The 11,425-nt window shown below is 46.3% G+C and carries 17 protein-coding genes; 6 read left to right on the forward strand and 11 right to left on the reverse strand.

The window, feature by feature from the left end:
- Positions 1–656: 656 nt before the first annotated feature.
- Positions 657–1,067, reverse strand: a complete 411-nt coding sequence (locus GO755_RS40255; RefSeq protein ID WP_157591104.1) for a response regulator — start codon at positions 1,065–1,067, stop codon at positions 657–659.
- Between the two features lie 207 nt (positions 1,068–1,274).
- Between GO755_RS40255 and GO755_RS40260 the strand changes: the two genes are divergently transcribed.
- Positions 1,275–1,685: a response regulator gene (locus GO755_RS40260; RefSeq protein WP_157591105.1), complete on the forward strand. Its 411-nt coding sequence runs from the start codon at positions 1,275–1,277 to the stop codon at positions 1,683–1,685.
- 412 nt (positions 1,686–2,097) lie between these two features.
- Here GO755_RS40260 and GO755_RS40265 read toward each other — a convergent pair whose 3' ends face one another.
- Both GO755_RS40265 and GO755_RS40270 read right to left on the reverse strand, forming a co-directional pair.
- A complete protein-coding gene (locus GO755_RS40265) occupies positions 2,098–2,373 on the reverse strand; it encodes a transposase (protein WP_198175082.1) in 276 nt (91 codons plus the stop codon).
- Positions 2,345–2,866 (reverse strand): IS5 family transposase, encoded by a 522-nt coding sequence (locus GO755_RS40270; protein WP_157591107.1) that lies wholly within the window; start codon positions 2,864–2,866, stop codon positions 2,345–2,347. The genes GO755_RS40265 and GO755_RS40270 overlap by 29 nt, the downstream gene beginning before the upstream one ends.
- Positions 2,867–3,161: 295 nt before the next feature.
- Between GO755_RS40270 and GO755_RS42275 the strand changes: the two genes are divergently transcribed.
- Positions 3,162–3,359 (forward strand): DUF4238 domain-containing protein, encoded by a 198-nt coding sequence (locus GO755_RS42275; RefSeq protein ID WP_198175083.1) that lies wholly within the window; start codon positions 3,162–3,164, stop codon positions 3,357–3,359.
- Here the strand turns inward: GO755_RS42275 and GO755_RS41180 are convergent.
- Together GO755_RS41180 and GO755_RS40285 are read right to left on the reverse strand one after the other, a co-directional pair.
- Complete coding sequence (locus tag GO755_RS41180; protein WP_198175084.1) at positions 3,356–3,946, reverse strand: transposase; 591 nt, start codon at positions 3,944–3,946, stop codon at positions 3,356–3,358. The genes GO755_RS42275 and GO755_RS41180 overlap by 4 nt on opposite strands.
- Before the next feature lie 158 nt (positions 3,947–4,104).
- Positions 4,105–4,551 carry a transposase gene (locus GO755_RS40285; RefSeq protein ID WP_198175085.1) on the reverse strand — a complete coding sequence of 149 codons (447 nt, stop codon included), beginning with the start codon at positions 4,549–4,551 and terminating at the stop codon, positions 4,105–4,107.
- A gap of 1,183 nt (positions 4,552–5,734) precedes the next feature.
- Between GO755_RS40285 and GO755_RS40290 the strand changes: the two genes are divergently transcribed.
- On the forward strand, positions 5,735–6,304 hold the full coding sequence (locus GO755_RS40290) for a hypothetical protein (protein ID WP_157591110.1): 570 nt from the start codon (positions 5,735–5,737) through the stop codon (positions 6,302–6,304).
- Between the two features lie 180 nt (positions 6,305–6,484).
- A complete protein-coding gene (locus GO755_RS40295) occupies positions 6,485–6,898 on the forward strand; it encodes a hypothetical protein (protein ID WP_157591111.1) in 414 nt (137 codons plus the stop codon).
- Positions 6,899–7,106: 208 nt separating this feature from the next.
- On the opposite strand, the gene GO755_RS40300 is transcribed toward GO755_RS40295, so the two are convergent.
- From GO755_RS40300 to GO755_RS40325, 6 genes are all read right to left on the reverse strand, one after another.
- A complete protein-coding gene (locus GO755_RS40300; RefSeq protein WP_317166054.1) occupies positions 7,107–7,439 on the reverse strand; it encodes an HU family DNA-binding protein in 333 nt (110 codons plus the stop codon).
- Positions 7,440–7,485: 46 nt separating this feature from the next.
- Positions 7,486–7,830, reverse strand: a complete 345-nt coding sequence (locus tag GO755_RS42110; RefSeq protein WP_317166053.1) for an ATP-binding protein — start codon at positions 7,828–7,830, stop codon at positions 7,486–7,488.
- A 121-nt stretch (positions 7,831–7,951) separates the two neighbouring features.
- Positions 7,952–8,338, reverse strand: coding sequence for a tetratricopeptide repeat protein (locus tag GO755_RS40310; RefSeq protein ID WP_317166055.1), 387 nt, complete (start codon positions 8,336–8,338; stop codon positions 7,952–7,954).
- Entirely contained in the window at positions 8,328–8,651 is a 324-nt protein-coding gene (locus tag GO755_RS40315; RefSeq protein ID WP_157591114.1) for a hypothetical protein, read from the reverse strand. Before GO755_RS40315 ends, GO755_RS40310 begins: the two co-directional genes overlap by 11 nt.
- Positions 8,652–9,153: 502 nt before the next feature.
- Positions 9,154–9,393 carry a hypothetical protein gene (locus GO755_RS40320; protein ID WP_157591117.1) on the reverse strand — a complete coding sequence of 80 codons (240 nt, stop codon included), beginning with the start codon at positions 9,391–9,393 and terminating at the stop codon, positions 9,154–9,156.
- Between the two features lie 472 nt (positions 9,394–9,865).
- Complete coding sequence (locus tag GO755_RS40325; RefSeq protein ID WP_227687289.1) at positions 9,866–10,336, reverse strand: PAS domain-containing protein; 471 nt, start codon at positions 10,334–10,336, stop codon at positions 9,866–9,868.
- A gap of 111 nt (positions 10,337–10,447) precedes the next feature.
- Here GO755_RS40325 and GO755_RS42280 point away from each other — a divergent pair, with 111 nt between their 5' ends.
- A complete protein-coding gene (locus GO755_RS42280; RefSeq protein WP_394351063.1) occupies positions 10,448–10,621 on the forward strand; it encodes a helix-turn-helix domain-containing protein in 174 nt (57 codons plus the stop codon).
- Positions 10,622–11,191: 570 nt separating this feature from the next.
- On the forward strand, positions 11,192–11,425 hold a 234-nt coding region (locus GO755_RS40335; RefSeq protein WP_198175086.1), incomplete at its 3' end, for a low affinity iron permease family protein.

The following is an 11,425-nucleotide window of genomic DNA, read 5'->3' on the forward strand; positions in this document are numbered from 1 at the left end:
AGGCGGTACTATAAACACCTTGGCTGATTCTATTAACTCTTTGTTGTCTAGAATGTCAATAAATAACCTATAAGTTACTATTCAATTAATCTCATCCCTAAATTGGGGGCGATTGTGGGCTACCGACCTGTTCGCCTGCAAGCTCTTATGGGTTAGTCAAAACGTTGGTGCTCCTGGTACCAACGTTTTTTTATGTGTCCAAACTACACGTTGTACGTCTCAAGGATATAGACCTGAGTCTAACCCATAAGAACATAAACAACTTAAGCCTGTTAGCCCTGTTCCCGTAACAACAGGGTTATTTTTTTGCCCTAAAACGATCAGCCTTGCCACTCCTAAAGGTTTATTTCCAGGTCAGGTTAAGGCTGAGGTGAGTAAGTTATCTCTATCCTTTGATCTTCGGTAACTTATTTATTATAGGGGAAATTATATGTCGCTACAGGCTTTGGCTAGGAGGAAGGCCGCTACAAGCACTCGGCTAGGACCAATATATTTTTTAGGAGCCTGTAACTTTTCGATAAGACTTTGAATATCAAGCCCAGATCTCCTATACCCACAGCCAGCAAACTCCCATAGCTCTATCTTCACAGCTGGGCTATGGGAGTCCTAGTGGTCATCGATAGATTAGATACGGGTGCCTAGCCCAGGGGAAGCCCTTACGTACACTTGCCAGCCAACCACTCAGCGCGCAGCTGGCCGACGACCTCGCCTAGCCGACTCGCGTTGAGGGGCTTGGTGATAAAAGCAGTAGCCCTCAGATCCTGGGCCCGTTGCCGATCTTCGGCCAAATCCGAAGTGGTTAGCATCACCATCGGCACGTCTTGATAAAGCGGGTGCGCTCGTATCAGTTGTAAGGTCTCAAAGCTGTTCAGGCGGGGCATATTCAGATCCAACAGAATTAAACGGGGTAATGGTTGAGCCTGTTCTAGCTCATCCAGCAGGGCCCGGCCATCCTGGGCAAACAGGAGTCGACATTGGGGACTATGCTGCTGGAAGGCGATGGCCAGTAGGTAACGATCGTCTTCATCATCATCGGCAACAAAGACACAGGGGGCAGAAGTGGGCATCAGCGGTAGAGGTATGGATGGTATCAACCAAGGCGGAGGCTATCTAGTGCCGGAATGGACAATCCTTTGACACAAGTTAAGGGGTTAAGTTTAATTTCTCTTCACTTGACCGCTCCCTAAAAAACGATCGCTAACCAGCTGGTTTGTTGAACAAACCGACTGCTCCATGGATTATGTAAACCTCGTTTGGTATAATACATAATAAAGATGAACACGACTAAATCTTGGGTCGCTCTGTTAGATGAAGATGAGGAGGACTATGTATTCTGGCAGCACGGTTTTGTCAGCTGGGCTACTCATCTGGATGTTCGCTGGTTTGGATCGCCCCACAGCTTTCTTTCGGCCGCTTCCCTCAGCCAGTCCAAGCCATCGGCGCTGCTGCTGGATGGAGTTGTTCCCCGGCAGGAAGATCTGCATTGGCTCAGTACGTTGCTGCTTCACCCAAGTTGTGAGCAGGCCTGTATCATCATGCTCTCTGAGGAGTTTGACGCCCTCAAGCATGCGGCCTATCTGCGGTTAGGGGCCACCGATCATTTGCTCAAGCCCAGTAATCTGGAGGAGTTGAGAGTGGCCATTTTGCGCGTCAGCGACCATATTGCCACCAGGGCAGGGAAGTAGGTGTTGTGCCAACTCCCTAGCCTGGGTCACCTAAGAGGGCAGGCGGGAGCAAAAATCCCGATCAGCAATTGCCAATCGGGATTCGTTCCGAATGGAAATGCTTTGGAAGAGTTAAGATAACTCAAAAAATGCCCGCTCGTAATGTCCTGAGCGAAATGCTCAGACAGCCCATCAGCGAATTGGCTATCTTGCTGCTGATTTTAGAATAAAGGTTGATACACTAACGCCAGTCTCGCTTGGGGCTGGCGTTTTTTAGTAGTATAACTACCAGGTACTGGCCTTTATAACTACAGTAATTATGTGTCCGCTTGGCGCTTAGTAATGTAGATGTAAAAACCAAAAAGTCGACCCGGATTGAGTCGGCTTTTTTTAATGTGAAATCAGCCAATCACTAAGAGTATGTTTTGGAATATTATTTGGCTAGCCTATTGATGATAATGGAAATAAAGGCAAGTTGAAGCATAGCCTCCGAACTTTCGACGCTCTTCTCCACATCCCGAAAGAGCCGACGCCGAAAATTGAACCAGCCGAAACTGCGTTCGACGGGCCAGCGATTCTTCTCTGGCACAAAACCTCGACTCCCTTCCGGCTTTTGTGCAATTTCGACCCGCCAGCCGTTTGCTTCCACATGCTCAATAAAGTTTAGTTTGTAGCCAGCATCAGCCGCAATTACTTCTAAACGAGGCACTTTGCCTTCGATCAACAATTAACTCACCTGCTTCATTGTCGGATACATGCGCTCCTGTCACAGCCAGCGCCCAAGGTAAGCCTAAGCGGTCAACGGCGATGCTACGTTTGCGACCGTTAATGCGTTTGTTAGCGTCGAGCCCCGTGTCTTCTTCAATAAACTGCATAATCTTAACACTTTGACTATCAATGGCCAGTAGACTAGGAGTCATAGCCCTTTGCTGTCGTTTTCGTTCCTTGACGACTAAACTGTCCAGTATTTGCTCCCACATACCTTTCAATTTGAATTGGCGAAAGTGGTAGTATACGCTCTGCCAGGGCAGTTGGGCACCAGTCAGTTTATTCAGTTCACGCCACTGTAAGCCGGTGTAGTTAAGCCATAGAATAGCGTTAATAATGGTGCGTAGCGTATGCCAACGCTGGCGTTGGTCATCCAAAAGTTTTTCAATAATTTGCCATTGAGAGTCTGTTAACTCCTGAAATGATTGGTTCATAATCTTGGTAGCTTGGTAACTCCAAGATTAGACAGACTCTCCCTTTTATCCTATCCCAAACATACTCTAAGTAGAAGTTGGCTGATTAATCTGACTAAAAAACGTTTGCCCCCTCACTACTACACACGCTTTTGGTTTGTTGCTAACAATGAGGCAATGGCATTAAAAAGCCTCAACTGGGTGGAAAGGACTTTGGCACCAAGGCTACTAGGTATCACTCCGGTGCATCCAGTTCGCATCCTTCTGCAGGGCTTTGATGTGATCTTTCAACTTAATGAATTTGTTATATTTGGATATGGCACAACAGAAACCCGTCAAGTCTCATATCGTCCCCAAGGCCTATTTGAATAACTTTACTAAGTCGAATGGAAAGCTTTTTAAATTAAGGACGGACCTACAGAAACGACCGAGGCCCACTGAGGTTCATCCATCCGGCATTTGTTACCAAAAAGGCTTTTATCAATTTAGTGATGCCAATCCTATTCAGCGTTAATTTGGGGGAGTCGTCCAATTCCGGGTTAACACCCTCAGCCGTAACAAATCAAATTTGGCTTTGCCATATATGGTTCGCTTGATGGTTTTCAGCCGGTTAACCTGCCCTTCAGTTTGGCCATTACTCCACTCGGATCGAAACGCTTCTTCAACAGCAGCAAAGTCCTGACGCATACCGCGCACAAACCCACTCAAGACAGGTATCCCTTCGGCATCAGCACACCAGTTCGCTAGTTCTTCCGCTTGGCGGTCCTGCATGAGCTGCTTGAAACGTAAACTCAGTTGGTGCACCTGACCAATTAATTCATTGGAATGGAGTAAGTGTTTTAAAAAAGGACGATCTGTTTCCGGCCATTCGACGGCTAGTTGGCCTAGTAATCGACTGAGCCGCCGACTTGAATAGCTAAACTCCTTTTGGGCCGGTGGTAAAGTAGGCGCGTAAGAAGGACGCGGATAATTCGCTAAAAAGGCAGCTAAGATGGTATAACGCCCATAATAACCCTGGATTTTGATTTCCTCAAACAGCGTTTTGACACAAGTTTCACCAGCTTGCCAACGCTGCCGTAAATAGACTTCATAGGTTAACAAATTTGATTTCCTGCGCTTAGTTTTAGGGACAAAATGAGCTTGTTTGAAGTACTTTTTGACCGTATTTCGGGAGCTACCTAAGTGAGCGGCAGTGGCTCGAATACTATGACCTTGCTGCTGTAGTTCTTTAGCCCGTTGATAACGCTCATACCGTTTTTCTATATAAATTGGTTGCTTCCTAACTGATTATCAAGTAGTTGTTGGGTTGCCGGTATTGGTAAATCCATTTCTGTTAACGAAACAGTAGTTATCCGAATTGTCGATTGCTGACTAATGAATTGAGCGGCTTCTCGAATGGCTGGGCGTTGGCTATCTAAAAAGCGTTCGACGGCTTCAAATAAATTCTTCAACAGGTGCCAACGGTCAGCTACTTGAGTGGCATTGGGACAAACCGAAGTGATGGCATTCGCATAAATACTGGATCGGTTGCGCGTGATCAATTCAACCCCCGGATGAGTTCGAAGCCAGTCCTCCAATGTCTTACCTTCTCGATCCGGCAATACATCGATAGGTTTATGCTGATCCAGATCAATTAGAAGGGTGTCATAGTTACGCCCTTTCTTAAAAGCAAAATCATCGACACCTAATCGCCTGGGCGTTTCCACGACTGGTATTAGGGTTATGCGAATGATACGTAGGACAGTCGAAGCACTAACCAACTGGCCAATGGTATGACATAAGCGAGCCCCAGGCTTGGAACCAACCCGCAGCCCAATAGCCTGTATCTGCTGATCGGCTCTAAGCAGTCTCCGAGCATAAGGCTTGCAGCTCGGGTGGCATGATTGAGCAAAAACTTTACGGGGGCAATCGGCTAGAGAGCAGAAAAATTTGCGCAGCCTCACCAGGAGTTTGATCCGTTTACCACTTATGGGTAGGTCGGCTAAGGTACATTAATAGTAACTATGCACTCGGTTGGAGGCTGTCTGACAAAGTGGGCATGTGCCCATCCGATTGGTGGCTATCAAGCTAATAGTGATCGAATCGTGGGTGAATTGCTGGTGGCTGAACTGAAATCCAGGCGGTAAGAGTGGGGACAGATCCATACCCACTCAACTAAGAAAACTACACAAATTCACCTAATTTGACGCTGAACCGGCAAACTGACCAGCCATTTTGCTACGGAATTACCTGGTCAATCTCTCCGAAATACACATTGCCAAGCCCAAATCCAGCAGAAAAACGATACGATAAATGAATTGAAAAACCAGCTTAACGCCCTCAAACAAGTACATTTAAACTAAAAACCAATGAGCAATGACAGCGAGTTTGGTTATTGATTACAGTAGCCGCACATAAGTTATAAGATTGAATTGATACTGGCTTGTGAAGTTTGGTCTTAACGTATATGGATTCAGAAGAGAAAAAGCGACTACTCCTTCAATTAGCTTACAGATGGGTCCGGTTGAATTTGCCAGTGGGAAGCTTAACCTATACCGGCGAGTGATCGCTGGATTCCTGGAGGCCACAGGAAGTCAAGAGCGAACAACCTATTGAAGCCTTAGCCCAATTCGTGGAGAGTCGCAGTGAGTTGTTAGTACTGGATTTACAAAACGGGCCGATTGATGACCAGGCTCTGGACTTATATAATGAACAGGTTGGCAAGCTTAAGCCAATTAAATAATCGTACATATTGGACAGGGAATGCGAGAGAAATCCCGACTAGGGCCACTTGTCACTGCCAGCGTTTCACGAAATTCTCCAGGGGGTAAAGGTCGAATAAATCGCTAACCTGACAGAACATAAGTTATAGCTCCGGGTGGCTACAAGAAAAATGAGTGTATTTAGGAAATGGTAGACACGACATTACTTCAGAGGGGGCACCTGGTGGAGCTGATTCATAGTGGGGAACAAGCGATTGTTTGTCGAGCCTATGAAACCTTTGTCCAACTGCCCCAGGCGCTATCTGGGCAACCTGTGGCCTCTTATGAAGAATGGCTAGCTCAGGAAGAGCCAGAGCTTCTTTCGGCGTGGGACAAGGCACTACCCTGGTATCACTGTATGGAGCTAGGTGCTGGCTGGAAACCCCTGACTACCTGCCAGTCCAACCTGGTCGAGATCCAGCCAACTCAGATTAATCGCCAACGGTATCCCTTTACCTACTATGCGGAATTGGTTACGGTTGATCCAATTGATGAGGGGGCGCTAAGACTAGTATTTAAGGCACAATCTGCTGGCTGGTTGGGTACACCCAGCATAAATAGTATAAGCGTCTTTATCGAGCAACCCACGGTTACTCCCTGCGTGGGGGATACAATTTACGGTAATTATGATTATAGCGTAGTTAGTTCAGGAGGTATCCTTTTCCCGTATCAACGATTTGGCCATCTCCTTATCCAGGATTGGCCCATAGCTCAATAAAGGCATAGAAATCCATCACCCTGATACCCATTCCAGGCCTGCCTAAGTGCGTTACACCAGGTGTAAAAGGTAATCGGAGCTCAGACTGTCCTTACCCCATTCGATTGATAGAGCCTCAATTGGCTAAACAGGTTAATCGTTCGCGGGTTTAGCAAACTACACACTTCTCCCAGTGATTTAATGATGCTACAAGTCGAGCTCCGAATAGATGTATCCACGATTGAATGGAATGCAGGTTTTATTACCGGCAACGTTTATTTGCAAGTGGGCGATCAGTGTTTTCCGACAAAAGGCTGGACTGATAATATTGCCCTGGTGCTCGCCTGGTGGTTAGACAACATTGCAACCAAGGAATGGGATTTTTTCTTCATGCAGGGCTCTTATGCCTTTACAGCCATCCACTCCCAATTGCACCTTCTAGCTAATTATAAAGCCCAATCGACTGTTGTAGTGGATTTAGATATTCTATATACCAGTATAGTAACTAGGGCTCAGGAAGTGATTCAGTATTTATACGCCAATGGCTATAATCAGGATGATTTTGCCGACTTAGAAGCTTCTTACAATCGTCTTAAGCAGGATCGTTTAGCATAAGGACAGAGGGCTTAAATACGCGCCCGAAATCAAATTCGAGATGATAACCAAACAAGTTGGTTGTCTGCGATGTTTACCCTGAACTCAACGCTACGAAAAACTTTTTTAAAAGGCCAAGGCTCTTCCAAAGATTCTTGGCCTTTTTCTGTACTCGGCAGGCGGTTCGTCCTAAACTAGCGATTAGGGTTTACTCTGCTGTTTGTGATGTTTATTCCCCCTCCCGAACTCGTTTGACAAAACTAGCACTGGGCTTAAAGTGAGGAATTGAATGGGCATCAATCAGGACTGTTGTCTGCTGACTAATATTACGTGCCTTCTTAGGAGCCCGATGCTTGAGCACGAAGCTCCCAAAGCCCCGCACATAAATTGGTTCACCATCGATTAGAGCTTCTTTGATACTGTCAAAAAAAGCTTCTACAACGGTTTGGCTGATTTGTGGATCGAGCCCCGTCTGGTCGGTGATTTTGCGTAGTAAATCTTGCTTTGTCATCGTTCCTAATGGAATTAGCAGGGACTTAAATGAGCCTTGATGAGTTGTTATCTACCTAATAACCATATATATGTATATTGGTTATACTCGATAAATATCAAAAAGGCTGGAAAATCTTGGCTTTCACCGATTCAGGCATGCCTGTACCGTTGTCACTTACCCGAATCTCGATCCCCTTTTGGGTCTTTTGGGTACTGACTCTGACCGTAGGCTGATAAGATAACTCGTCTTGCTTTTGCCGCTCCTTGACAGCATAAAAAGCGTTGCTGAACAGGTTTAACAATACCCGGCCTATTTCCTGAGCCATCACCGCTGCTTGGTCAATAGTAGGGTCAAACTGGATTACCAACTCACAAGTGAAATCCTTGTTTTTGGTCCGCTGACCATGATAAGCCAGGCGCATATACTCATCCGCCAACGCGTTGAGGTCCTTGGGTTGCACATCCCCTCCCGGTGACGTTCTAAATAACCTCCCCTTAGATCGACATCCTGCGTATAGTGTAAACTTTTGTTGCCGTAATAAAGCGCACTATCGAGTCGTCCCATATGCAGGTGAGCCTCACTCAGAGCCAACCAGGCGGTATACTGGAAGCCCGCAAAGTAGTGGAATACGTCCTTTGTGGTTCGCATCTTGGCCAATGCTCCCCGGGCGTAGCGTAAGGTCTGTTGGTACTGGCTTTTTTGGGCATAACAGCCCGCAAATGGGCCTCAATCCGGATGACCCAATCTTCGCGTAAATTGTGCACATAAGGCAATGCCTGCTTAAAAGCATTGATCGCTTTGTCAGGCTGTTGCTTTTGCTCATAGAGTTCACCAATTCGGGTTAGGGAAGCCCCCAGTTGGGCTTTATCGTTTCGCTTGCGGGCTACTAATTGGCTTCTTTTTAGATAGATCAAGGCCTGATCAACATCCTTTAGACTGGTGTAAACTCGGCGATCTTCACTTCTGATACTGTTTCATGTCCCCTTTGGCGGAAGCGATGCCAGCTAAGGTACCCAATGCGATGGCTTGGCCGTAGTGGTAATTCAACTTACTGGCGAGTTGCAAACTCACCTGACCGATCAAGTCCAGCCTGTCAGGGTTGTCCGGTGGAAACTTTTCAAAATATACCGCAGCAATGTCGTTAAGGCGGTTGACCCGAAACGTATCTGCCTGAAGATGTTTAGCCAGTACTGTAAGTAGACTGTCAATCTTTTTAGGTTGGGAGAAGACTGGTCCAGCAGTCAGACAGAGCAGCAGCCAAATTAGGAATAGTCGAACCATGGTCAGGATAGCGGGAGAAATAAACGTCAATATACAATTTACCCTCCTCAAAGATCACGTTACTACCCAAGATGGGCTATCTCGTCTGAGTCAAAGTCTGATAGATTTGGGCAACTAGCTACCTACTTGGTTGGTCAAATCCGGATTACGTCAACCGTTATGTAGGCAACTCGGTAGGTGGGGTTGGGGAGCTTGTGAAGAGTGGCCCTAAAAAGCTGGAGCCTGCACAACCAAACCCGTCGCAACCCTTCATTGGTGTTCACAAGAAGCCTCTTAATCACCATGATTCACGTGCTATTGAGTGGGCAGGTCTGAGGGGGTCTAAATGACTACCAGCCATCTGGTGTGAACGATGCTACTCATCCCCGCAATGAGCTCGCAAAAAAAGCGCAACCCCGTATTAGTCGGGGTTGCGCTTAACGCTGATTAAAAAAAGGATTATTTTTTAAAATCGGTCAACCTACTAAAAGCTCTAAGCGACAAATCAGCCAACCGTGATCCATTAATCGCTTCCCTCTAACTTGACCAGCTTGTTGTATACCCCTAACAGCAGAAAAGGGGCTGCCCATTGGCCAACAAATAAACTACGCTTGCGGTCGCCCGTAGCTTGTAAGTACAGCGAAACGCCCATTGAACCCAGCGCTGCCCACAGGAAAATATCTGAGGGTAATTTGGCCGTTTGTTGTTCAATCGCTTTGGTTACTGGCCCCTCTTTGTGTTTTGGATTGGTTGAATCAGCCATCATCGTAGATTAAAAGTTGAATAATGAGCTTACAACGAAATGTTCGCTATAAGGTTTTTAGCTAATAGCCTCCTTAAGCAGACCATAGATCTAGCTGATCACTTACTGGGGTAATCATTTTTGGTCATGGGGATATTTTGTGAGTGCGATTAGGTTGGATGAGGATAAGATTCGCCGGTCCATTCAGTATGAGGAAGACCAAGATAAACAAGAGGAGGCAGATGGGCGTTAAACCGACCTCTTCAACTAGTATCCCTCACCAGAGGAGGGTATTTTTCCATAAAGCCCCACCTCTGGTGAGGAATCCTTTACTAGTATAAGCAACTCCCTACCTGCTTTGATACTCAGCGATTTCCCCAGGATGGGTTAAGGTTGTTGCGGAAATATCGACCCGATTTGGGTCGATATTTTTTAATCAAAACAGCCGACACCTAAACAGTTTAGGGCTATTTGCCTTTCATTAAACTTATCACTACCCTTCCCGTTCAAAAGCGATAAAGTTGACCACTTGATTTTGTCGGTTGACGATGGGCCGAATAATAATCCGGCACCAATAAGGGGTTTGGTCTTTTCGGTAATTCAATAGCCGTCCCCGTACTGACTTCTGCCGATCAATACCTTGCCGGATGCGCTCACGCATGGGTTGGCAGGTACCTTCACCCTGTAAAAAGGTTGGCCGGCGTCCCAAAGCTTCCTGGCTGGAGTAACCCGTCATTCGTTCAAACGGTAGATTCACATAGTGAATAATCTGGTTGGTGTCCGTAATCACAATGGCCCATTGGTCGCTTAACAACTCTTGGCGAATGGACGCGGGTAATTTCCAATCCTGGGTTTTGGCTAAGGACAGCCAACCCGCTCTTTCAGTTATTAGGGGTGTTTTCTGCCTGAACTCCCAGCCGGCTACTAACGGAGCGTGCAGAAATGACCGACGGTGCTCAGCCATGTATTTGTCGTAAGGACCGCAGAAATCCATAAACGAACTACATCAATAGATATAAATAAATCAATTTGACCCTATAAATATTAACCAGTGGAGCAAAAAATCGGCTAAAAAATCAAAGAGGCTCGCGTAAGGGCTGGCTTAACCCCAAAGGAACTTCGTGAACGGCTGGGGGTATCGGTGCCGGCCGTCAATAAATTAGAAAAGCGCAACACACCCCCTTCTGTCACCACTCTTGAGCGGGTTGCTCAGGCCTTGGGCCGTAAGTTAGTGATTGAATTTGATTAGGCGGAGTTCTGTAGGAAAAGTCATTCTCGCGTTTCGTACTTTAAGAAGAAAAGCACGAAAACCGGCACCTGTTTGACTCTATTTTCCTGCCTTAAGCTTCATAGCTGGGCATTTTTAGCCAGCTTTATTTTCGTATTTCCTAGACTAGTACGAAGATGGAATTATCCTATTTATATGGCTGCCTAATGGGTGAATGATTTTATCTAATTGCCCAGAAGCGAAAACGATTTCTCGAAGCCAGGCGAAGACTAACTATAAAATACTTTGCGACTGGGTTTGCTGCTTATTCTGAGTGGCTACCCTAGTTCACGCATCCTGCTATTATTAAGCGTTCTGAGGACTGACCAGCTCCCGTACTTTTCGCACCTCACTCAGGATACTACTCAGTGAAGGTTCCTGGCCGGGAAAATCCAGACTCATGTAGAGCTTAAATTTCCATAGCTTGATGACGCTACCAGCCTCAATAGTATAGGGCTTTTAGGTCGAATTAAAAACAGATTAAGCCCAGCCAAAAGGACTCTCGATTCTGTTTGTATAGGTAGCTACTCAATTTATCACTCACTACCTGCTATGGACTCCCCAACTCCCTCCCCTGATTCGACACCCAAAAGTATTTTTGAACGCTTTGCCTCCTCAGTCACCAAAGCCACGGGTAGTTCTGTCGCTTTTATCATTGCTTTTTTAACGGTTATTGTCTGGGCCGTAACCGGACCCTTGTTTCATTACTCGGAAACCTGGCAACTGGTCATTAATACGGGTACCACTATCGTCACCTTTTTAATGGTATTTCTCATCCAAAAAGCC

Source organism: Spirosoma arboris (genome assembly GCF_009754945.1).
GTDB lineage: Bacteria > Bacteroidota > Bacteroidia > Cytophagales > Spirosomataceae > Spirosoma > Spirosoma arboris.